Raw genomic sequence first — 24,071 nt, 5'->3', positions numbered from 1 at the left:
GACCACAACACGAATAAGAAGCCATTGCCATGAGCCATATTTTCACGGAAGCGAAGCTGGAACAGGCCATTATCTCCCTACTGGGGCAGCACTCGAATGCGAAAGGCCAGCCCTGTTACCCTCACTTTGTCGGTAGCAATGTGCCGCGAAAAGAGAAAAGTGAGGTGCTGATTACGGATGACCTGCGTGAGTATCTGGCCAGGCAATATCAGGCAGAGGGGATCACGGAAGGGGAGATTTCTCACATCCTCCACCAGTTGCAGACGCTTCCTGCCAGCGATCTCTATCAGAGCAATAAAACCTTCTGCCACTGGCTCAGCAACGGCTTTTTACTTAAACGTGAAGATCGTAATAAGAAAGACCTCTATATCGAGCTGATGGATACCAGCACCTTGTCAGAGCAGTTAGCCAGCTTATTTACAGGGCATGGCGAAGAAATGGCCGAGGTGGGCAATAATATCTACCGGTTGGTTAATCAACTGGAGATAGAAGGTCGGACCCGTGACAGCGGACTGCAACTGCGCATCCCCGATGGCATCTTGTATGTGAACGGCCTGCCGCTGGTAGTCTTCGAGTTTAAATCGGCGGTACGGGAAGAAGAGGCCACCACCTATGACGCCTGGCGCCAACTTTGTGTACGCTACAAGCGCGATATACCTAAGCTGTTTGTCTATAACGCGCTGTGTATTCTCAGCGACGGGGTGAACAATAAGCTGGGTAACCTGTTTGCTCCTTACGAATTTTACTATGCCTGGCGCAAGGTGGCCGGTAACGAGTCCACCGAGCAAGATGGTATCAATGGTCTCTATACCCTGATCCAGGGGCTATTTCACCCGGTCCGTCTGCTGGACGTGTTGAAGAACTTTGTCTTCTTCCCAGACACCAGCAAACAGGAAGTGAAGATCTGCTGTCGCTACCCGCAGTATTACGCCGCCCGTAAGCTTTACTACAACATTAAAAAAGAGCGCAAGCAGATAACGGTTAGCGGCGAGAATATCGGTGGCACCGGTAAAGGGGGAACCTACTTTGGTGCCACGGGCTGCGGCAAGAGCTATACCATGCAGTTCCTTGCCCGGCTGCTGATGAAGAGCGTCGATTTTGCCAGCCCGACCATTGTTCTCATTACCGACCGCACCGATCTCGATGAACAGCTCGCGAAGCAATTCTGCAATGCTACCGCTTTTATCGGCGATGCGGTGATTGAACCGGTCACCAGCCGTCAAGATCTACGGGACAAGCTGGCCGGATGCGCCAGCGGCGGGGTTTTCCTCACAACCATCCACAAGTTTACTGAAGATATTCAACTGCTCTCCAATCGCAGCAACATTATCTGTATCTCTGATGAAGCCCACCGAAGCCAGATCAACCTCGACTTAAAGATCAGTATCGATGCTGAAAGTGGGACGGTGAAAAAGACCTACGGCTTTGCTAAGTATTTACACGACTCGCTGCCTAACGCTACCTATGTTGGCTTTACCGGTACCCCTATCGACGCCACCCTGGATGTGTTTGGCCCCACCATCGATAGCTACACAATGACTGAATCGGTTAACGATGAAATCACGGTGCGGATTGTCTATGAAGGACGAGCTGCCAAAGTGGTGCTTGATAATAGTAAGCTGGAAGAGATCGAGCAGTACTATCAAGAATGCGAAAAACTGGGTGCCAGTGAACACCAGATTGAAGAGAGCAAGAAAACCACGGCCAATATGAATTCTATCTTGGGCGATCCGGATCGCATCGAGGCATTGGCTAAGGATTTCGCGCGGCATTACGAAAAACGGGTTACGGAAGGCTCGACTATCAAAGGCAAAGCTATGTTTGTCTGTGCCAGCCGCGAGATTGCCTACGACTTCTATAAGAGTCTGAAGCTACAGCGCCCCGATTGGTTTGAGGCGAAACAGGCTATCGATGGCGCCACCCTTACCGAGCAAGAGAAAAAAGAATTGATGAGTCTTCCTCTGGTCAACATGGTAATGACTCGGGGCCAGGATGATGATGAGGCCATGTATAATTTGCTTGGTACTAAGGAGTACCGCCGTGAGCTGGACAAACAGTTCAAGAACCCCAAATCTAACTTTAAGATCGCCATCGTAGTGGACATGTGGCTGACCGGCTTTGACGTGCCCGAACTTGATACTATTTACATCGATAAGCCGCTGCAAAAGCATAACCTTATCCAAACTATCTCGCGTGTAAATCGCCGATTTGAGGGGAAGGAAAAGGGGTTGGTAGTCGATTACATAGGCATCAAAAGCCGGATGAACATGGCATTGGCCATGTACTCGAAAGCTGATAAGTCCAACTTTGAAGATATCCAGCAGTCGCTGATTGAGGTGCGTAATCACCTGCACCTGCTTGCTCAGGTGTTCCATCATTTCGATAGCCGCGGTTACTTCTCTGGCGCACCTACACTACAACTAGACTGCCTCAACCGGGCTGCCGAGTTTGCTCTGCAGACCAAGAAGATTGAGCTGCGCTTTATGGGATTAGTGAAACGTCTGAAAGCCGCCTATGACGTTTGCGTTGGCAGCGAAGAGATTACCCAGGATGAACGTGAGCGAATTCATTTCTATCTGGCCGTACGTTCTATCGTCTACAAACTTACTAAAGGCGACGCGCCTGACACCGCGCAGATGAACCAGAAAGTGCGAGAGATGATTGCCGAGGCACTCAAGGCTGAAGGGGTGGAGGAGATCTTCACCTTAGGCGAAGATAAAGCCGAGACCATCGACATATTTGATGACGAGTACATGGCTCGCATTGGCAAGATCAAGTTGCCCAATACCCGGATGCAACTGCTGCAAAAGATGTTGGCAAAAGCCATCAGCGATTTTCAAAAGGTGAACCAGCTTCAGGGGATCAATTTCTCCAAGCGTTTCCAAGCATTGATAGAACAGTACAATCAGCGCAAAGAGAATGACGTGCTCAACGGAGAAGAGTTCGACACGTTCACCCAGCAGATGGCCGACATGATCTACGACATCAAGACCGAGATGATGTCATTCGCCGATATTGGCATCGACCTAGAGGAGAAGGCCTTTCTCGATATCCTGGCGCATATGTGCGAGAAGTACGATTTCACCTATGACAAGGATAAGATGTTGGAATTGGCCAAGGATATGAAGGTGATAGTCGACGACAGCGCCCAGTACCCCGACTGGAGTAACCGCGATGACATTAAGGCTAAGCTGAAAGTAGATCTTATCCTGCTGCTACACCGCTATGGCTTCCCTCCAGTGGCCAACGATGAGGTCTACAAAAGTGTGCTAGAGCAGGCGGAGAACTTCAAGAAGTACCTTCATAGCTGATTTATCAAATAGAGGTTTGGCATGAAGTTTCATGTATAGCTGAATGCCGCCTCAGGATGAATGGGCTCTGGTTTGATTACACTTCAGAACCCATTTTGTAGTGACTCGATGCGTTAAAAGAAACAGATTTATGAACCTCCGCTTTTGGAACTGAGCTGCTAAATACAACACCTAACTCTTTCAGCTCTAGTCTGATGATTCGTTCTTTTGTTCCACATAGAAGTACTTATGAGCGTTTCGCATGAGTGAAAATCAGACATCCTGTCGCCTTCATAACCAGAATGGCAGGGACTAACGACAGATGGCTGAAAAACAGGAAATCTTAAAATGAGTGGTACTACCACGGAAGCATGTACAGCAGTCGCTGCTAATAAAGAAAATCCGGTGATTAATGGAGGCTATGGATTATTGGCCGCCGCCATGGGAAACGTAAGTCACGATGAACATCAAGATGTGCATGTGCGGCTGACCAGCTTTGCTGAGCTGGCCACCACAACGCAGCCCCTGATGTTGGACAGTTATCAGCGTGCTTATGTGTGGACAGAAGAAAAAGTAATCCAACTATTGGAGGATTTTGCTGAGTTTATTGCTGGTGAATCATTAGATAGTCAATATTATCTGGGTACTTTGTTGTTCCATCAGAAAGAACATCAAGGGCAGAGTTGTTATTGTGTGATTGATGGGCAGCAACGGCTCACTACATTGGCAGTATTGTATTGGCTGCTGAAGGGAATGTTACCTGATTTTGTTCAGTTCGAATTTCGGTCGTCATATTCTCTGGTGAACGTGCAACAAGCGAAAAACACCATGCAGGAATGGCTTAAGCAGCATTTAGACTCTTATTCTACATTGGTCACCCTCTTTGCCCAGTTGCGCTTCACCGTAATTACCGTAACGCGCGAAGATTTGGCATTTACTTTTTTTGATACTCAGAATAATCGCGGCGTCCCATTGGGCAGTACCGATTTACTTAAGGCATTTCATCTACGTGCAATTCAAAGTGGTGATCTTCAGTTGGTTGAACAACTGCAAAGCCATTGCGCCAGAAAATGGGAGCAGGTGCAGCAACGAGGTGAGCTGGTTAAAAAAAGTAAACGTTACGATTTTGCACCAGATTTGTTCCATTATTATTTGTGGCGTGCCCGTAACTGGCGAGGCTCTGACGTTAATGAGCTAGATAGTCGGGATGAAATGCTTAGCCATTTTGGGGAGCAAAGCCGGGTATCTAAAATCGGGCAAGTGAGACTGTATCCTGGTGGAGCTAATCAGTGGGGCCGAAAATTAGAACTAACAGTGTCGAATGATTATCGCCTCACACCAGCAGTGCAGCAGTTTGGTCAACAAGCGTCACATTTACCTTTTTCAATGCAGCAGCCCATTAGCCGGGGTGTTGGCTTCTTCCTTTATGCAGAAAAATACGCCAATTTGTTGCAACAGCTATTGTTCTCTCCGAGCTTTGAGCCTGAAATAAATGCCACTCAACAATTCTACAAAAATGTTGTGTGCACGTTATCGGCCTATTTACAAAGTCTGTTTCGTTTAGCCTTGCTGATTTACTTTGATCGCCTAGGCAGTCAGGGATTAATGCGTTGTGCCCTATATTTAGATCACCGCTTTGGGGCGCTGCGCCTGTCTAAGTCAGATGTTCGCCGCGAAACACCGCTAAAATTTCTTCGGGAAGCCAAACGCAATTTACTGGATGTAATCTCCTCTGCCTACGATGGTGATGAGATAATTAATTTTCTACAGCAGGATAACGTCGATGGTATATATGCACAAAATGATGGCTGGCAGAAAGAAATTTTGAATAAAGGTAATAAAGTTCAAGGGCGATATGTCACAGCAGTTGCGGATTACTACAAACTATCTCGGCTATCGTTAAAAACGGCACAGTGTATGGACGATAAAGTTAGAGCTGAACTATCAAACTCCAGGCAAGATCATGGTTTACATCAATCAAAAGAGGATCCTTATGGCTCAGTTTTCCTCTGATTTGATTACTCTTAATGATGTAGTAACAAACCGCTATTTATTTAATATTCCTATTTATCAACGTTTATATGTATGGGGAAAAGAGCAGATACATGCTTTGCTTGATGATATCGTTTCAGCTTGCCAGGAGGATAAAAGTTTCTTCTATCTAGGTGGAACGTTGGTGATCGAACGCGACCATGTGATGAACGATAACCGTTCTTACCCTTTATTTGACCTTATCGACGGCCAACAGCGTTTTACTACTCTGTGGTTAATCAGCGTTGTGTTAGGCGGATTACTGAAGGATTACCAGCAGGTCAATACAGACACCGGCGTACGTCCACGTATTAGCTTTGCCATTCGGCCGGAAGTAAGCACATTTTTTGAAAAGATATGTCGTAGCGAAAATACCAGTTTACCTGAAGCAAAGCAGTTAGAAGATGCGCTTCAGGAAATACGGTCATTTTTCGACAATTACTCAACGTTAAATCAAAAGACGTTAGATAAGGCTGCGCTTACCTGTTTTATTCGCCATCGTGTGCAGCTAATTTTAACCAAAGTACCGCGTAACACTGATCTGAATAAGTTATTTGAAGTGATTAATAATCGGGGTGTGCAACTACAACACCACGAAATTTTAAAAGCGAAGTTACTAGAAAAAATTAGTCAGGAAGAGCGGGAAGTTTATGCTCTATTATGGGATGCCTGCTCAAATATGAATGATTATGTTGAGCGTAGCCTGCGGCAAACTACCAAAATCGATACGCTTGCGTTATACGAGGCGAAGGCGCTAGATATTTCGCTTGCTTTTGAACGGGAAGCTTTAGCGAATCCAAAATGCGTCATCACTGCTTTAAGTGAGCAAAAGACTCGCGAAGAGTGCGAACCATGTAGTTTATCTTCTATTTTGACTGCAACTAACATGTTTATTCTTAAAGAAGGCGAAGTGTCTTCAATTGAAGAATCAGATTTGCCAGATCGTGTAAACAGCATTATTACTTTCTCAATGCTGTTGCAGCATGTTCTGCGGATATACCTACAGAGAATGACTGGCTTTGGAGCTCGTGATATCAGCAAGGTATCGGATAAAGACTTGTTGATCCTGTTTGATATGCACTGGTTAAAGTACAAACCGACAGGCACTGATGTGAAAGCCTTTATTGAACTACTTTGGCAAGCACGCTATCTCTTTGATAAACATGTAATCAAGTGGGTTTCAGTTGAAGATGAGCGTGTACATGCAATTCGCCGTTTGTATGTCAACCGCAGTAGCGCGAAAAACACAGCCTATTTGCAGCGCCAATCAAGTGATGCTGAACCAGATTTTGCTTTGTTGCAAAGCATGTTGTACCACTCTCAGCAGATGACAACACACTATTGGCTGACGCCATTACTGAATTATTTGCTCGATCATGATGAGTTAAAAGCCAACTTATATTTGCGCCATTTAGATAACCACTTGCTGAGCAGTGAAGCGGATGCGTCTTTAATTGAAAGAACTCACCGCTATCTGGTTAATCCCTGGCATAAAGAAACATTTCTGGATGCGAAGTTTAGCCTAAACCAACACTTTGATAATGGAACCCAGTATCCACATTACTGGTTCTATAAACTAGAATTTGTATTGTATCTCAAGCTGAAGGCTCAGAGTGAAAGGTCTGTTGATGGTTTTAGAATGACAGCTAAAAACTCAGTAGAGCATGTTACGCCACAAAACCCAGAGAAGGAAAGTGATCGTATTCCGGATGACCTTTTGCATAACTTTGGCAATTTGGCACTTGTGACACGCAGCTTAAATTCTGAGATGAGTAATAAAGGTTTCAGCATAAAAAAAGCCGAGTTTGAGGAGCGCCATCGTGGCCAAAATGTGTCGTTAAAACTGGAAAATATCTATGTCAACTTTCGATGGCAGGAAGCAGAAATCAAATCGCATCAGGAAAATATGATTCAAGAATTTAATCAATATCTAAGTACGGTTGAACGCCAAGTACAGAAATTGATTGATGAGTAGACTAGGTCAAATCGTTACTAAGTAGCGGATAGTGACGCTTTGACTCGCACATAATGAGGTGTAACCTCTTTTCGCCGGATTGCAGGCATGTGTCACTCAGGACCTCGGTTGGCATTTGAACTTACATATCCAATTTGGTTTTTAACACTTCATAAGGTTGACCTGCCCCCAGAATTAGATACAACGCTCAGTTAGTAATGTCGAACTACTGACCCGCTCGGTAATTGCCATTTATATAGCTGCTATACACTTCACGAAAGTAATAACGTGTAGCACTAGATTCAATGAGATCAGCTTTTTCTTCTATACCCATGCTGTGAACAACGTTCATTTGCCATCCTAAATTGTCAGTAAAAGTCCATAACAAGATACGTCAATATGATTAGTATCGTCATTCATGTATGTCAAAAAAGCATCGATATCTGCTTGAATTTTCTCAGCATCCATTTTTTACCTTATTTTTTTAAGAGAGCTAGGAAATAAACATCGTGATAATCAGGTCGCGTGCGTTTTTACTCGTGCTCCTCATCCAAAAAGCCATTTGAAAATCTTTATAACTATATTTTTGTGGGAGGTTTGCTGCTTTGAGATTGTAGCAGTGCTTGGAATATTTTGAGTTGACGATGATTGCTGTGAAACTGAAGTTCTAGTCGGTGCTACATAATGCGCTGATGATTTATTAGGCACTACATGCTGTGTTTGCACTCTCGCTGGTGTAGAAGGCTGCGTTGATGCTCGTATCTTGTCGAGGATTGCCTGGTTTGCCGATGTTGCCTTAGCGCTCATAGGCTGAGGAGCTGAAGTGGTATTCTTACCCTTTATGCGCTCCAAGGCTTCTTGGTTGCTTCTTGTAGAAGTTAGCGTTTGTTGGCTATCGTTTGGCCCAGCAAGACGCCAGCGGGCATCTGTTTCTGAGAGAACTGTTATTTGACCGATGGTCGTTACAGTAATTGCGAGATGCGAATATTTATATTTGTCGTTAGCGAAAGGTGGTTCCATAAGACCGATGACACTAATCCATTTCCCCACCCATGAGGCATCAGGTTTGACAGGCAAAACCTTGAGGCCTTCGCTCCATATTGATATTTTGAAGATATTACCGCGCCAATCTCCGAAATTAACGAAGATATATGGTTTGCCATTTCTGGCCCTATTGAGTTTGACGTCAATAATTTTCCCGATAACTTCAACTTTATCACCAACTCTTTGAAGGCAGGCACTGTACTCTAACGCTGATAATACGGCGTAGGCGCCGATGTAACCGTGTTTCAGCCTGCTGGCTGGAGCATCCCCATTCATACTGATCGAAGCTAGTGGCATGGGGATGTTTCTAGCGGCAATGAAGTCACCAAGGGAAGGCGTTTTCTCCATCGCTGAAGCGCAGACTGCGGCAAAATTCTTTATAAGGGGGGAAAGCTGTTGAATGCCCGATAGCATCCCTAAGATGGAAGATGAACCAGGGTCTACAAAATCATTAGCTCGAAAAATGATTGCATCCAGTTCTGAATTTGATCTATCCCAAATGGACGGGTCGATTTGCAAGGCTTTAAGAGCCAGCCAGAGTGAAATCAGTGAGAAACGGTCCAGAGTGTGATTGAACGGATTCGTTGCTTTACGACGGGGATGCTGAAAATTGACATGCCCTAGCTCTGAGCTTCCTAATGTCTTAATTTCATCAACGAACATTCCGTCATAGTCGATTAACTGAACGGTTGCTCCTCCGTCGGAAACCATCAAGTTTCCGGTCTGGAAATCACCATGTGCAATTTTTTCTTTTTCAAGGTAGGCGGCAAGTGATTCAATCGATGTAGATAGTTTCGCCATTGCTTGAGTAGAACGCCTGTTAACCTCAAGGAACTCTCCTAGCGTCTCTCCCTTAGCCCATGCCATTTTGACGATAGGGTAAGATACTCCTTCGACTTTGATCCCTTGAGGTTGAAACTGGAAGTCGAGAAAATAGGGTGAGCGAAGGCTGGAAATCTTCCTGGATATAGCCTCATAACGACGTTCTAAAGCTTTTGATTCCCTGTGAAAACAACGAACAGCGTATTTCTTAACGCCTGATTTGATCGTATAAGTAAGCGCAAAGCCACCACTAATGGCGAGTGGCAGACCCAACCCTGTTGTTGCGACTGAGCCTGATCTCAATTCAGGATCGCTTAACAGTTTGCTATGTACTTGAAACGCTTGGTTATATTGCTCAAGAGATGGATAAGGCATCTTTATTTCCGCGTTAAAACGATAGTACAAATAGCGTTGAGTCGTCGATACGCATACGTTTTGCTGCTCGCTCCTGCAGGACTAATTCTGCAAGCTGCTCTTCCGTTTGCAGCGAAAGTAATTCGATAAAACCAGAATCCTCCGCCAGCGCTTGTTTCAGTGCCCATTCGCCGAGTGCATCAGTCATACAGAGGAGTTTGGGTTGGGTTAGTTTTTCAAGGTAAAAAGTTTTCCCATGTAGTGTCCAGAAATTACTTCCACTAACGAAATCGTTATGAGCGGGGAGCGTAGCAAGCAGTGTCGGTCGTTCTTTAAATTTTTCCGGATCATCGAAAGGCCAAGCGCGAATGAGTTTCCCGCAATCAACCAGCATGGTGATGCTATCTCCGATCGCAAGAATTTCTATCGTCTGATGCTCTTCAAATTGCTCTACGCCTATAAGTGTTGCAAAGCTGCCTCTTTCGAATGCCGCTTGTTTGGACCAAGACATAGACGGGAAGTCATGCGCGGCAGAATATTCAGCTAAAGCAGATGTTACCCATTCAGGGTTGACTTTCGGGTCTGCAATAAATTTACGAGCGAGAAGATCAGCCCATAACTTTGAGTTGAAGGACTCGCTCGCCCCATCGCAGAGAGCAAGCCTTCTCCCGTCTTCGGAGAAAGCAAATTTGTCCTCATTTTCCTCAGGGCATTCAGGATCTTTTGGAACTGTCCCTGAAAATTCCAGTTTCATTGCTGACTCAGCGCAGTTGAGAAGCGCGGGTTCCGATGTCGAAGAAATCAACGAGTTCGGCAGCCTCAGCATTGAACATGAAACCACGGGATTCTATACCGACTGTATGGCCTTTTTCCTGTGAAAAATGTACCAAGTGCTCAGGTAGAGGGCTGGACATGCGGAACAGTAGTTTAGCGTAGGCATCTGGCAAGCCAGTATCAGAGGAGGGGAATCTGATTGGATCGTTTCCAAGGGAGCTAACATGGATATTGAGAATCAGAACTTCTCCATCGTTGGTGCGAATTTGCCGGAGGTGATTGGCAATCTCTTCTGGGTCCCCGTCGTTTGATTCGCCGTCAGTGACATGCAGGATAGTCGGAGGATAGCAATCTGGATGGGAGTCACACCAAGTCACCAACTCTTCGGCGGCTCTGGTTAGGGCTTCACGCATAGGCGTGCCACCACTTGCAATAGGATCGAACCATACTGGAAACTTAATTGCTGTCTCGATGATTCCGCCTGCTCCATCATCCATCTTCCGTTTGCGATCTTCCACTCTGGCTGGATTCTGTTCGAGAGCAGAAATTGGATTGAGGACTTGTCCTCCCAGCGGACCAGAGAAGCCATTAGACACCCCTTGACCGCCATAACCTAAAACACCAATTTCGAAATAGTCACGCACGCCTTCCGATTTAGTACAGCGGGTGATTAGGTTCATTAAAGTTCGATTAAGCGCATCGGCGACGAATTCAGCCTTGCTTCGACCGGAGGACATTTTGTCTGACATCGAGCCAGACTGATCGACGACGAAAAGAAATGCTGCTGGGTTATTACGACTGATCTGAGCTTCGTAAGCCATATGTCTTTTTCCTCTTTGAAATTGTTTCTATCGTATCAATTTGTTAGCTGAATGCGAGAAATGCTCGAAGAACAGTTCAAATTTTTAGCTAGGTCTTGACTAAAATCACACTAAGCCAATTTATTGAGAAGACAACTAACATAGCGTGCTTATTATTATGATTTTAATGGCTAAATTATATTAATTGACCTAGACCACGCATTAATCGCTACAAGTAATGACATAGATCCAGTCTTCACATTGTGGGCATACCTTTTCACCATGCCAACAGATATAACACCAGTAGCATCGCCAGTTTTGTTTCGTCGTTTTACAGGCGAGCAGGTACCGCATGGCTAGCTATGATAAAAGATCAGAACATCACAGGGACAGTGATTGAATCTGGATTATGCCGAGGGACATGGCTTAACCAGGCGTATCTGACCTGTCAGTTCGGGGTGTACAGGCCTAGCTCTGTGCTCAGTAGGGAACGAGTCGGTATAGCGCCACTAGCACCACTATATTCAATATCACACTGATGATGAAGTACGTTTTAAAGGGCTGCTTTTGTGTTTTATGGCGAAAGATTTTCTGACCGAGAATTGCTCCGGGCCATCCACCCACGAATCCGAACACCAGCAAGGTGAACTCAGGCATTCTACGCCAGGCTTTGCGGGCCGCCATTTTATCTACACCATAAACCACGAGCGTCAACACGTTAGCAAACAGGAGCCACATCACAAGAGGATGGAGCAAGAATGAGCAGCCCATAGCAACTAAGGCCAGAAGTAAATAACAGAAGCGATTGAGGTTCATACGATAGCAACAGCATTAATCAATCAGAATGGAAGGGAACTATATCCGATTCTGTAGGCCGGCAGTAATCTTAACGTTTTCCAAATGGTCATTTACGGGTAAAAGCGCTATTTTAGCGGTTGTTGCTATAACTTCCTGTAATCGTGGATCCGGTTAAATATCCCGACTCGATAGTCGGGATTACTTAGTAAGGCAATATCATGCAAAAATAAGATAAATCCAAACGATATAGAGAAGCCTCGCTAACCATAAAAGTAAATTATTAATACTAATTTTTCTTTCTGAGAAGAATTCTTTTAGAAACTCAATTCCATTTTCATTTTCGAATCGTCGGTTTGATAAGAACCTACAATGAAAGAAAAATAAAACTATTGAAGCTAATCCCATAGTATTAGAAAAAATCAAACTAACCCCCTCCTCTTTGATAAAGCTCAGGAAAGTTCCAAATATATAAATAAATATGAAAAATATCATAGAGTAATTAGATAAAATTCTTTTTTCAAAAAAACAGAAATCAAAGAATTTTAAAGGGGCAGTTACATCCCTAAACGAAAATTTCTTATAATGGCAAAAAATAATAAAACACACTACAAAGCCTATTAAACTCAACGCCATCAAGGAAAAAACAATATACAGTATCATTACTATTTCCCTTCAAAATCATGTTTATATATTTCAGAACTAGTGGAACCATTCATATCTATCTCACCAAATGGGGTTTGTTTGGAAAAACCAGCCCACCCAAAGGATGGGCCAACACCAAACGATAGTCCTATACCATCTTTTCCTGCTGACATGCCAACAGTGCCATACCCTAACCCTAAATCGAAAGAATAACTTTTATCTGGTGATCCGATGACACCAGGGAAATATGGTCCAAATGTTAAACCAACGGTTGCACTTCCTTTCACTCCTAAGGCTGAGGTCATTCCGCCATTAATTAAGAGTTGGTTTGGATCAATAGTTGCTTCGGCAAATCCTGCTGGCCCTAAACCTCCAGCAGCATCAACTTTAGCATAAGGTTTTACTTTGTATGTTGTTCCACCAGAAGGTCCCAGGTAAAGCTCTGAAGACATTTTCATTTGCTCCTCAAAAGTCAGTCGTGGTATAGCTTCGCCTTTCTCATTAACGAGATTCGCTGTATTAAACCACAACGAACCTTGTGTGTTCATTGTGCCTTCAAGGCCAGAAGGAAGAACTGAACCTAAATTAAGGTTATTATTCTCCAGCGCATTCTTCCCAGCCTGCGCACCCGCAACCGCGTCGGCGGAACTGTCACCCGTCAAGCCACCGGCTAACCCTGCAGCTAATGTGCCCAGTGCACTGATGGTCTGTTTCTGTTCTTCGCTCAGTTCATTGCGTGGGATATCGGGATAAAGCTGCTGTGCGATAAATTCACCCATTAATGCACCAGATGCCCCTGACAGCGCGTTATTACCGTTTACCTGCGCCATGACAGCACCCAATACCGCGTGCGCCATCAGGTTAGCTTCGGTGTTCACCTTACCCGTGACCGGGTCAGTAGTCATATTGTGAATAACTTCTGCCAGATACGGTGCAGAGGCTCCCGCCAGCGCTTTCGCCATATCTCCGCCAGCCAAACCTTGGATAGCCGCAGTTGCTGCCTGCGCCGCCTGCTGGAATTTACCCCCTGTGCCATAGCCTGACTCATTGAACGCCTGATCATAAGCCGTTTTATAAACCTGCCCGTTGATATCCTCAGCCGTTGCAACTTTACCCGGATTGGCTTTCTCCCACTGTGCTTTGGCGTCTACCTTATCTTTTTCACTCACATCCAGCATTTTTTCATTCGCCGCTTTGGTGGCGATAATTTTCCCTTGCGTCCGAATAACATCACTGACCTGGCTGCCTATCTCACCTATCAGCTGCGCTTCCCGCAGGCGGTTTTGCTCTTTCTCTTTGTCGAAAATAGGCGACAGGGCGTTGTTGGCGTGCTCGACATCGCGACTCAGGTCATCAACATTTTGTTGCTGCTTTTCGGTATCACGAATGGTGAGGGTGCCGTCGGAGACAGCGGCATGGGTGGTGCTGTCGGAGTGTCCTTCATTGTTGACGCCCGTCAGCAAGCCGTTGGCCATATTACCGGTAAACTGACCGCCGATATTGCCGCCGGTGCTGATGCCCACACTTTGATGCTCAACCTTGAAATCGGCTTTATTTTCAATATCACTGAAGCCCAGCGTGCCAGTATCCAGTGTGTTTTTATCGGCGGTAGCGGTGGAGCCAATCACTGCGCCGTCAAGCTGAGTATGCTCGCCGACTGTAATATCAAAGCCGCCTTTGCCTGCAAAAATGCCGGTCTGTTCCTGCACCGAATCAAAGTTGCTGTGCATCTTGTCCTGGCTGGCATTGATGCTGGCGCTGCCGGTCATCGAACCGAAATTGAAGTTGCCACCGACACTGGCGTCTTGCTGCTTCGAATCGTAACGGTCGCTGTCTTGCTGGCTTTGCAGCAGCAGGTCACGGCCCACATCCGCTTTGACTGTTTCCCCGCTGACCTGCGCGCCTTGCAGCACGGTGTCGCGGCCACTGGTGATGTTGAGCTGGTTACCGGCATTGACCGTGGTTTCCGTGTAAGAAACCCCGTTGCCGCTTTCACTGCCTTTGCCCTTATTCAGGCTGGCCGACACATTGATGCCCCAGCCACCCTGACCGGCACCAATACCTACGCCCAGTGAGCCGCCGCTGCTGCTGTTACTGCCGTCCAGCGTCTGGCTCTCTTGAGTGGATTGCAGAATCACATCGCGATTGGCTGTCAGACTGGCGTCTTTACCGGCCTGTAACTGGCTGCCCTGTACCACAATGTCGCCATCCTGACCTTTCACGCCGTTACCGGTGGCGGTGATATTCAGGTTATTGCCCGCCGTCAGGGTGCTGCCCTGATGGGTGGTTTGATTAACGGTTTGTTCTGACTTTGACGACTGGCTACCATAAGACAGACTGACACCAATGGCATTTTGGTCACGGGCATCCAATGTGGCCAGTTTCCCGCCTTGCACTGCCTGCACGCCACTGAGTGCCGCTTTCACCCCTTGCAGGGCGGCCAGCCGGCCATTGCTTTCTTCGCTGGCGGCTTTGGCGGTGGTAACGGCAGTATTCAGGGCGCTGCCCACCGTGCCGGACAGGGCCAGTGTCAGGCCACTCGATTTTTGCTCGACGGTATGGGTCTGGCTGCTCTGGTTTTCGGCCGCCAGAATACTGACGTTTTTCCCGGTCAGATTGATGTCTTTACCGGCTAACACCTCGGAGCCTTTTACCGTCAGGTCTTCACCGGCGGTCATGTTGACATTGCCCAGTAGGCTGCCGACGGTGCTGCCCACATTGGACGTCGATTGGCCGGTATCAGTGACTTTGGTGCTGTTGCTGCCGACCGTGACACCAATACCGCCAGTGCTCATCAGGCCAGATTTTTTCTGCTCAAACAGGTGAGACTCGCTTTCACTCTGCTGCGCGGTGCCGATGGTGATATTCTCTTGCGCCCGCAAGTTAATATCGTTATCAGCCACCACATTACTGCCGATGACCGCGATATTTTTACCACTGATATCCATAGAGCCGGCTGACAGCATCGAGCCGACCGCCAACGTCTGGCTAATACTGTCTTCGGTGCGGGTGGTAGTGCTGGAGGCCAGATTTTTGCTGATGCCAGTATGATTGCGCTGCTCGTCATGCTGCTCAGTTTGGGTAGTGAGGGTGATATCGCCGCCCGCAGCCAACTTTAGCGCACCGTCGGTTTGTATCGCACTGGCACTGAGGGTGATGTCTTGCGCCGCCTGTAAATTGATGTCGCTCCTGGCATTCAACTGGCTGCCGAGCAGGGTTTCATCATAGAGATTCACTGAGCTGGTGTGGCGATCGCTGGAAGATTCCCCCGTCACATGCAGGCTGTCGGTGGCGGCACTCAGGCTAATATTCTGCGCCTGTACATCAATAGTATTGGCATTAATATTAGCGCCGATGGCGGTCAGATTGTTGACGTTAGCGGTCAGCGCACCGCCGACATTCACCTCACTGCCCAGATGGCGGATATGCTCACTGGTCGCGCTGCCACCGTTATAACTCGAACTTATCTGGTCGCTGTGTTGGACGGTATTGAGCAGCCAGTCGCCGCCAGTATTGACCTGCAAATCCTGACCGACATTGAGGCCAGCGCCTTGCATGATAAAGTCACGTTCAGTATTGATAACCGCGTTATTGCTGACATTGATGCTCGCCAGCGGCCCCAGCACGGTTTGGCTGCGCTGGACGGCCCCATTATCACTGCTGAGCTGCGCACTGTCGGTGCGTAAAATGATATCGCGGCCGCTGTCCAGTTGCAGGTTGGTGGCAGTTAATCGGCTGCTGGTCAGGTCAATATCGCTGTTCAGCGTGCTGAGCAACATGTTGCCGCCCGCCTGCAATAAGCCGCCACGGTTATTCAGGTTGATGTCTTGCGCCATGCTGATTTGCAGGTCATTGGTGGCGTTGATAGCCCCCTGATTGGTGAAACCTTGCATATCGGTTAAGGCGATATTCTCGGCGGCAATTAATGCGCCGTTGGCCTGTAAATCGCCCGGCTTGACCCCCGCCAGATAGACCACCGGCACCAGCACGGTTTGCCCGGCGACTTCACGGCTTTCCATCAGCACGATATTGGTGGTTAATGTTGCCATCTGCTCAGCACTAAGATGGGTACCCAGGGCAATATTGAAGGCTTCACTATATTCGAGGCCTGCCGCAAATAATTCCTCGAACTGCTCCTGGGCGCTACGGTAATCACTGGCTACTGTCTGCCCGGTCAATGCCAGTACCTGATCCCGCACCAGACGCTGTTCATAGGCGTTATCCCCCAGACGTTTGAATATCACATTCGGGTCGTTATTCAGTTGCTGCAGCACGTAGTCCGAACCACGCCAGCTGTTCAGGTTGGCAAAGGCAGGATTCGTTTCTATCAAGTACTGGCTGTTGACGGTGTAGTCAGTACTGAACTGATACAGCCCGCCATTAGGCGGTGTCAGAGAAATACCGTTAAACTCGATGGCCAGATCTTTTCCGCTATTGTTACTACCCTGGGGAGGCGCAATGGCACCGGGATTAGCCCCATTGTTGATCGTGGTGCCACTGCCGCTCAGGGTTTGTGCGGTAATACTGGAGGCATATTGGTTAGTCGCACGCTCGCTGACCTCTGGGCCCCAAGAGGTGCCCCATAAATCGCCTTTGTAGGTGCGGTAGCGCCACTCTCCCGTGGAGGTGGTCTGCTCCATCAGGCGTTGCTGGCTGCCCCAACCATCTTGTTGCAGAGTGACACCGGTGAGTGAAATCTCTCCCTGCGCACTCACTTTACTCCAGTAATTTTCCAGCGTGCCCACCTGAGGGGTAAAGTTACCTCCGGCCAGCAGTTGCGCCTCTGGGCTTATCTGATCGATGCTGTTATAGGCGATACTCGACGTATAATCCGTGCCGATATAATCGCTGTTCATCGAGCCGCCATGAGGCGGTTCAGCATAGCGTCCCCCCGGAATATCGGGGTTATCCTCCGTCCAATAAGCCGAGCCATTCACCGTATCGGCCACGACAAAATCACTGTTGGCGGTGAGAATATGGCGGCGATTGGTCAGGGTCGTGGCGTAAACCAGCAGGTCTTTGCCGGATTCAATCAAGCCGGAAAGGTTGAGCACCTGAGCTGCCTGCTGGTAATTCCCACCACTGTCTTGCCCGCCCGCCAGAATAATCGTGCCCATAGCTAAAATGGTGGTGGTCGGGGCGGCATCAGTGTCAGTGACGGTATCACTGTTTTCAATCACCGGAGCCAGTAAGGCTAAAGTACCGTTTTCATCGGTGGCACCGATCAGGGCGTTAGGGCCTGAGTTGGTGATGCGCTCGCGTGCTTTGAGTGTGGCTTCGGCACCAATCAGGGTGCCGGTGTTGAATAGAGTGTTGGCGTCAGTATTGAGGCTGCCGGTGGTGAGTATTTCGCGGCTATTAATCAATGCACCCGCGACTTTGAGATCGGCTTGCGTCGCAATAATCGTGCCGCTATTCAGTAAGTTGCTCGAATCGGTACTGAGTTTACCACCCGCCAACAATTGCCCGCTATTGGTCACGTCGCCAGAGGTGGTCAAGGTTAAATCACGCCCAGCCTGCAGTGTCGAGCCAGCCAGATGGGTGAAGTCACGCTGTAAGCTAATCGCCAGATCTTCGCTGGCTGTAATCTTGCCCGCGTTATTGTTCAGTTGGCTCAGTTTTAAATGGATGCTATTGGCTGCCAGTGTACCACTCTGGTTATTGAGGGTTTGCCCGGCATTGGCACTGGCGTTAAGGGTCAGTGCGCCAAGGGCGAGTAGATTGGCACGCTGGGTGCTGATATCTCCCTGAGTGGCAGTGATATTCATCTCACGAGCTTGGGTGTAACTGTCACTCAGATCAATCCGGCTGCCGGTTAATATCATGGTATCGGCGGCGAGGGTTTGTCCTTGGGCGATTAATTCCTGACGAGTATTGACCAGCAAATTACCGGATTCTGTCAGGCGGCCATCACTCTGTATGCCCGCGCCCAGCAGGCTGTTGCCGTTGCTGTTTACACCTTCGGTTTGTAGCGAGAGTGTGCCGGTAGACAGCAGAGTGCCATCACGGTTATCAATATAACCCGGCAGATTTAGGTTGAAATCTGTGGTGCCGGTTTGCGCAATCACGCCGCCCACATTAGAGAGGGTTTGCGCGTTAAAGGTTATTTTATCTGCAATCAAGCGGGCATTATTGGTATATAACACCGAAGTCGTTGATGCCGACAGGCTCTGGCTGGCAAGCACCTCAGCCCCGGTGAGATTGATGTCCCCGCTTTGTGCTGTGAGGGCCACATCACGGCTTTGCGTCTGACTACCGCTCAGATCGATACTGTGCGCATTGAAGCTCTGCGCCGTGCCGCTAATATTTTTCCCTTGGGCGATTAACTTGCCGCTGGCTTCTACTTTCAGTGTGCCACTGGTAATGCTGCTGTTGTCGGATTTTACGCCCGCACCTAACACAGAATTTCGGCTGCTATTAACCTCAGCCGCACGCAACGAAGTGTCTCCCGCCGCGGCAATAGTGCCACTGTTAGTCAGTTTACCGGCGGTGGTGAGTTGGTTATTGGCACTCGCATAGAGCACCCCGGTGTTCTCTATTTCAGCACCGGTTTTCACCACTAAGTGCTGTGCGCTGTTGATTTGGCCACTGTTCATCAGCATGCCGTCGGCGGTTATGGTGATATCGCCTGCCGAAGCTCCTATCTCTCCAGCATTGCGTACGCCGACACCGGTTTCGGTGCCAATCAGGCGGATTTTACCGGCGTACATGCCGCCTAAATTGGCGACATCTACTGCGACGGTAGGGCGTGGGCTGCCATCGCTGGCTTTGGCATTAATGCTCTGATGCGCGGCATCCACCTGATTACGTCCGGTGGTAACATTCAGTTCTTTGGCCCAAATACCGGCATTCACTTTGACGGAACGCGCGATCAGATCAGTATGGTCTTGACGGCTGCTGTCCAGGCCGTTGCCCTGAATAACAATTTCGCCCCGTTCTACATCGTAGCCCGTCAGTTGGCCATGAGTGAGTTGTGCCTGACCGGTGGTTAATGTCGCGCGGTTAGCATTGATAAAACCGCAGCCCTCGCAGGTAATACCTGATGGGTTGGCAATCACCACCTGCGCTTTGCGCCCGGCCACCTCGATATAACCATTGAGTTTGCTTGGGTCGCGGCTGTTCACTTCGTTGAGGATAATACTGGCCTCACCACGTGCCAGCCACGGGTTGCCATCCACCACGCCAGCAATCTGGGTTTGGTTGGGTCCGTGGCCGTTATTGAGGATCACGCCGCGATTATCGACATCGAACTGGTTATAAACGTTACGTGAAACACCGCCGCTGCTCGGTGTTTGGATATTCACCTGTGGTGTGCCATTGGCGCTGTTGATAATGGTCGGTTGCTGATTAGTCGGCGCACTGCCATCGGCGACAATATTGGCCTGAGCGGATAATGAGACACAACCGAATGCCAATAACAGGCTGAAACTGAGTGGAGATAATGCGCTAATACGACGGCTTTGAGTGTGCCCAACACCTGATGACGCAGAAGAGGCGGCCTGACCGGAAGCGGCAATATCAGCCACGACCATCAGCATGCCACGCGCCTTGTTGAAAACAATACGGTACAGGTTCTTATTCATGGTTCATTCTCAAAGAGTCGTGATTAATCAGGCGCATTAGTATTGCCAGTTCAGGTTAAAGCCCACTGTCACCGAGTCGGTTTTAAAGCCACCGGGCTTAGACAGCGGTTTACCGGCAAACAAGTCATATTGGGTATGAAACACGCGGCCACGCACCCCGACGACACTGCCCGCCAGATGGTGGCCCAATAAGTAAGGGTCGCTACGGCCGCCGACTTCGCCGTAATCCACACCGACATACAGTTCATGCCCCGGCAGTGGCGTATACCAGCCCAGATCATTGCGCACCGTCCAGCCACGATCGGCATTAAGCGTGCGTTCGCCGTCAAACCCGCGCACTGACCAGCGCCCGCCGATACTGAACTGATCCTGCGGCGTCAGTGGCGTGTTAGTGCTTTGGCGCTGATATTGCAGGTTGTAATGGAAGTTTTGTTTTTGAATGGCAAAAGGAATATCCAATTGCGCATTCATGCGCAGAATTTTGCTTAATGCCGTGGCTTCGCCAAAATATTCTTCCTGCGCAGGCACGGCACCAAACCAGCGAGTGCCGCGTTGATAACTGATACCCGCGTCCAGAGTTGCTTGTGAAATAAAGTGGCGATGTTGTAACCCGACACGCCAGGCCGAGGTGCGGCGGCGCTGCACTTCCACTTCGGTATCATTGATGTAGTTTTTCGACGAGCGAGTCAGTACATCATAGGTCAAAGTGGTTTTCTGGCTGGCATTGCGGTGCAACAGGCGGCTAAGTTGCAACGAGACATTCTCACTTTCCCCGCGATAGCTATAGTCGCCATTCAGACCCGCTACGGTCTGATGATAGTCATAACTGCTGGCGGTCAACCCGGCGGTCCAGTAGCCGAACGGCAGCGAGTAATGGCCAGTCAGGTTATTGGTGCCTTTATCACCGCGATTCTTCATTGAACCACCGGCAGAGACATAGAACTGGTCACTCAGGGAGAGGGAATTATCCAGAAATAGTGTCGCGCCAGCTTGATAGCGGCCGGTGCTGCGGGTGCCTGAGTCATCCAGTGAAGCCGCCAATCGCCACATTTTGCTCTGTTTCCAGCTCAGGGCGATATCGGTTTCACCGGGTTCAGTACCGGGGATCAACTCCATACTGGCCTGAACGGTGGGCAGACGCTGGAGATTTTCCAAACCTTGTTCAATATCACGTAAATCCAACAGGTTACCGGGGCGGGCAGGGAAGGCACTGAACAGTGTGACATGGCGGTCACTGTCTGGCGTGAGCTCAACACTGCGTATTTTGCCGGGCACAATTTGCAGCGCCAACGTGCCACTGTTCAAATCCTGTTGCGGGGCCAGCACACGGGTGGTGATATAGCCGTGGTCGACCAGACGATTTTGCAACTGGCTCATTAACAGATTGATGCCCTTGGCACCCAAACACTGGCCTTGCGCCTGATTGGCGATACGTTGTAGTGGCAACCAGCGCGGCAATGGCTCTGCGCCACTGATTTTTATACGATCAATGGCAAAGCAGGGTTTTTCCGCCGGGAAAGAGAGGCGACCCAAAGAGGTTGAGGGTGCAGATAAACGTACATCCGGTATTGCAGGGGCCAGACGTTCTTCCAGGGCGCGTTGTCGTTCCTGTTGGTGAATACTTTGTTGGATAGGTGCTAATTCTGCGCCATGACTGACATGAGTAATAGCTACCGCAGGCAATAATACGCCAGCAGTTAATATAAAATTATAGGAATGCAGCACAGGGAATACCCTTATTTGCCCAAAAAAAACAGATAAATAGTCGAATAAAAATAATTTGTCGCATTATGCCTACTTAACTATTATTTTCAACGTGTTTTTAATTCTATAAATAACAAAAAAATAGCACCTGATTATTGTAGGAAATATCCCACAAATTAGATAAGGCCAAGAAATATCTTATTTTGTTGAATGCAAAGTGAAAGGAAGTAAGTATTAAATATCGCCATAAATAAGATGCCCCTTAAAAAAGGGGCAGAAAAACTTAGAATCGCAGCCGGAAGCCGATATTAGCCGTTACCGGTGTTTCAATTTTTGAACCATTGAGATAATCCACTTCGGCAAAAATAGTGGTGTTGCTGGCAACGATGGCATCAACACCCACGCCATATTTGCCGACATTACCGGAAAAATCATTATCAAAGCCGATACCGTTAATCGCGACTGCATTGGTTTTGATAAATTCACGGGCAATAGCCAGTTTAACGTAAGGTTTGACTGCCATTGTATTGACGGTATAAGAGGCCGCCAATATTGTGCCTAACTCACCCTGCACGCTATTCGCTTTCGCCACATCCGCTGCCATACCGTTACTGAGGGTATAATCTGCATTACCCATACGTGAATAGCTGACTTTGCCATACGGCTCCAGCACCAGATGGGTATAAACAGGTAACTGATAACCACTTTCTACCGAGGTGGTAAACGCATTCTGGCTGTATTCTGCCCGAGCGCCCTGAGCGCTTAGCTCATGATTAAAACGGTTAGCTTTCAACACAGTATCAACATAAAATCCGCTTTTATCCAGATAGGTCAGGTAGAGGCCACCATTGTAACTGCGAATATCACCATTGGCATCCGCGCGGTGAGTGGCTTTGACATTGGATGAACTGTAGCCGGTAAATGCCCCGATCAACACATTACCCCGACTCAATCCGAGTTGTTTATCAGCCCCAATCTCCATGCCGCTCAAGGTATTTTTGAAAGAGACATTTTTATTATCAGACAACCGACTGTCATCAGTAAGATAACGCGCCCAGACACCGACAGTCCCTTCGGCATCTGTTTTCAACTCACCCTGGCGCTGACGCAAGGTACTCAGTTCCGCATTCAGGATATGCCGCGGTGCTGCGGCCATATTCAGCACGCCTTGTGCCGCAGCACTGAGCACCGGAACGGCTACGTTCAGTGTCGTGCCAGGGTGATCCGCTGCATTGGTAGCCAAATACCAGTCAGTACTGCCATTGGTTTCCTGACTGTATAGTCCGTATTGGTAAATGCCTAAATCCACCACGCCGCCTGCATTGAGTAAGCTGAATTGAGCATCGCCACGATTAATATGCACCAATGTCACGCTGTTGGCGGATTGTGGTTCTTTACCGCTGTCCTGAACAGTAATACCAAACTGGCCGGTCGCCTGCTGCGAGACCGTAATTAAATCACCGGCATTGCTGGCAAGCTGGGTAGTCATCGCAAAATTACCCTGACCAGACAGATTTTCTATCTCCAGTCGGTTAAATTGCCCGCCAGCAGAATAGGGCTGCAGGTTGATATCCCCCCCTTGCATCGTCACATTATTGATTCGAGTCACCAGCACCGGTCCCAAGATTTCAGGAGGAGAAACCGGCACCACACTCGTTCCTACCCAGGAAGGGCCAAGGTCGACTAAGCCCGCTACAGTGAGGTTTTCAATGGTGACATTGGCAGGCAGGGCGGGATTGTGGGTGGTCACATCGCTGGTATAGGTATCATTATTGGAAATAAAAAGTTCTGCCCCTGCGGCGATATTGAGATAACCTTTCGACTGGCTATTGAGTCCCAGAGTCATATAGCCGCCATCATTAATCTGGCTATTTGTCACGATCCCCGCAGTTTTAACCCCAAGCAACCCGCCCTGATTAACAATAGTACCGATTGCAAAAGCATCGGTAACCTGTAACCAACCGCCATCATCCACAGTGGTATTATTGGCTGTACCGGCACTGCTCCCGTTGGTGACAGCAATCTCGGATTTTGAAACAATACCATTATTGATGTGTCCGTGAACCCGGCCATTATTAATGACACCACCGTTACGCACAATTTGTCCGCCATTATCAACGACTTCATTGTTGACGGTTATCCCCTCTACAATCGGTGTAAAAGCCCAGACCTGAACAGGTAATGTGACGAAAGACAGACTGATAATGCCGGCCAATAATGTTTTGTCCATAAAACCCTCAAAAAGATTAAATGCGGTGAGATGATGCCATATCAC

Annotated in this window: 10 protein-coding genes; 3 read left to right on the top strand and 7 right to left on the bottom strand. The window is 48.3% G+C overall.

Going from position 1 to position 24,071, the window contains the following annotated elements:
- Positions 1 to 29: 29 nt before the first annotated feature.
- From ACF3VQ_RS18260 to ACF3VQ_RS18250, 3 genes are all read left to right on the top strand, one after another.
- The gene (locus ACF3VQ_RS18260) at positions 30 to 3,311 is read left to right on the top strand and encodes a type I restriction endonuclease subunit R (RefSeq protein WP_392432445.1); all 3,282 of its coding nucleotides are present in this window, start codon (positions 30 to 32) and stop codon (positions 3,309 to 3,311) included.
- Positions 3,312 to 3,638: 327 nt separating this feature from the next.
- Positions 3,639 to 5,303, top strand: coding sequence for a DUF262 domain-containing protein (locus ACF3VQ_RS18255; RefSeq protein ID WP_392432444.1), 1,665 nt, complete (start codon positions 3,639 to 3,641; stop codon positions 5,301 to 5,303).
- On the top strand, positions 5,284 to 7,296 hold the full coding sequence (locus ACF3VQ_RS18250; protein WP_392432443.1) for a DUF262 domain-containing protein: 2,013 nt from the start codon (positions 5,284 to 5,286) through the stop codon (positions 7,294 to 7,296). The genes ACF3VQ_RS18255 and ACF3VQ_RS18250 overlap by 20 nt, the downstream gene beginning before the upstream one ends.
- 525 nt (positions 7,297 to 7,821) lie before the next feature.
- Here the strand turns inward: ACF3VQ_RS18250 and ACF3VQ_RS18245 are convergent.
- The 7 genes from ACF3VQ_RS18245 to ACF3VQ_RS18215 form a co-directional block, all read right to left on the bottom strand.
- A complete protein-coding gene (locus tag ACF3VQ_RS18245) occupies positions 7,822 to 9,516 on the bottom strand; it encodes a serine/threonine protein kinase (RefSeq protein ID WP_392432442.1) in 1,695 nt (564 codons plus the stop codon).
- A gap of 13 nt (positions 9,517 to 9,529) precedes the next feature.
- The gene (locus ACF3VQ_RS18240) at positions 9,530 to 10,249 is read right to left on the bottom strand and encodes a TerY-P anti-phage system serine/threonine phosphatase (RefSeq protein ID WP_392432441.1); all 720 of its coding nucleotides are present in this window, start codon (positions 10,247 to 10,249) and stop codon (positions 9,530 to 9,532) included.
- Positions 10,250 to 10,256: 7 nt separating this feature from the next.
- Positions 10,257 to 11,090, bottom strand: a complete 834-nt coding sequence (locus ACF3VQ_RS18235; protein WP_392432440.1) for a TerY-P anti-phage system-associated VWA domain-containing protein — start codon at positions 11,088 to 11,090, stop codon at positions 10,257 to 10,259.
- A gap of 459 nt (positions 11,091 to 11,549) precedes the next feature.
- Positions 11,550 to 11,885 carry a DUF1294 domain-containing protein gene (locus ACF3VQ_RS18230; protein ID WP_392432439.1) on the bottom strand — a complete coding sequence of 112 codons (336 nt, stop codon included), beginning with the start codon at positions 11,883 to 11,885 and terminating at the stop codon, positions 11,550 to 11,552.
- A gap of 644 nt (positions 11,886 to 12,529) precedes the next feature.
- A complete protein-coding gene (locus tag ACF3VQ_RS18225; protein WP_392432438.1) occupies positions 12,530 to 20,092 on the bottom strand; it encodes a hemagglutinin repeat-containing protein in 7,563 nt (2,520 codons plus the stop codon).
- Between the two features lie 36 nt (positions 20,093 to 20,128).
- Positions 20,129 to 21,775 carry a ShlB/FhaC/HecB family hemolysin secretion/activation protein gene (locus ACF3VQ_RS18220; RefSeq protein ID WP_392435681.1) on the bottom strand — a complete coding sequence of 549 codons (1,647 nt, stop codon included), beginning with the start codon at positions 21,773 to 21,775 and terminating at the stop codon, positions 20,129 to 20,131.
- A 304-nt stretch (positions 21,776 to 22,079) separates the two neighbouring features.
- Positions 22,080 to 24,026, bottom strand: coding sequence for an autotransporter outer membrane beta-barrel domain-containing protein (locus tag ACF3VQ_RS18215; RefSeq protein ID WP_392432437.1), 1,947 nt, complete (start codon positions 24,024 to 24,026; stop codon positions 22,080 to 22,082).
- Between the last annotated feature and the right edge of the window lie 45 nt (positions 24,027 to 24,071).

Source organism: Yersinia fenwicki (genome assembly GCF_043099325.1).
Lineage (GTDB): Bacteria > Pseudomonadota > Gammaproteobacteria > Enterobacterales > Enterobacteriaceae > Yersinia.
This window is presented reverse-complemented; position numbering and strand designations above follow the sequence as displayed.

Excerpts from the sequence above, each read along its gene's own strand:
- ACF3VQ_RS18260 (WP_392432445.1), top strand. The coding sequence starts at position 30 with ATGAGCCATATTTTCACGGAAGCGAAGCTGGAACAGGCCATTATCTCC.
- ACF3VQ_RS18255 (WP_392432444.1), top strand. The coding sequence starts at position 3,639 with ATGAGTGGTACTACCACGGAAGCATGTACAGCAGTCGCTGCTAATAAA.
- ACF3VQ_RS18250 (WP_392432443.1), top strand. The coding sequence starts at position 5,284 with ATGGCTCAGTTTTCCTCTGATTTGATTACTCTTAATGATGTAGTAACA.
- ACF3VQ_RS18245 (WP_392432442.1), bottom strand. The coding sequence starts at position 9,516 with ATGCCTTATCCATCTCTTGAGCAATATAACCAAGCGTTTCAAGTACAT.
- ACF3VQ_RS18240 (WP_392432441.1), bottom strand. The coding sequence starts at position 10,249 with ATGAAACTGGAATTTTCAGGGACAGTTCCAAAAGATCCTGAATGCCCT.
- ACF3VQ_RS18235 (WP_392432440.1), bottom strand. The coding sequence starts at position 11,090 with ATGGCTTACGAAGCTCAGATCAGTCGTAATAACCCAGCAGCATTTCTT.
- ACF3VQ_RS18230 (WP_392432439.1), bottom strand. The coding sequence starts at position 11,885 with ATGAACCTCAATCGCTTCTGTTATTTACTTCTGGCCTTAGTTGCTATG.
- ACF3VQ_RS18225 (WP_392432438.1), bottom strand. The coding sequence starts at position 20,092 with ATGAATAAGAACCTGTACCGTATTGTTTTCAACAAGGCGCGTGGCATG.
- ACF3VQ_RS18215 (WP_392432437.1), bottom strand. The coding sequence starts at position 24,026 with ATGGACAAAACATTATTGGCCGGCATTATCAGTCTGTCTTTCGTCACA.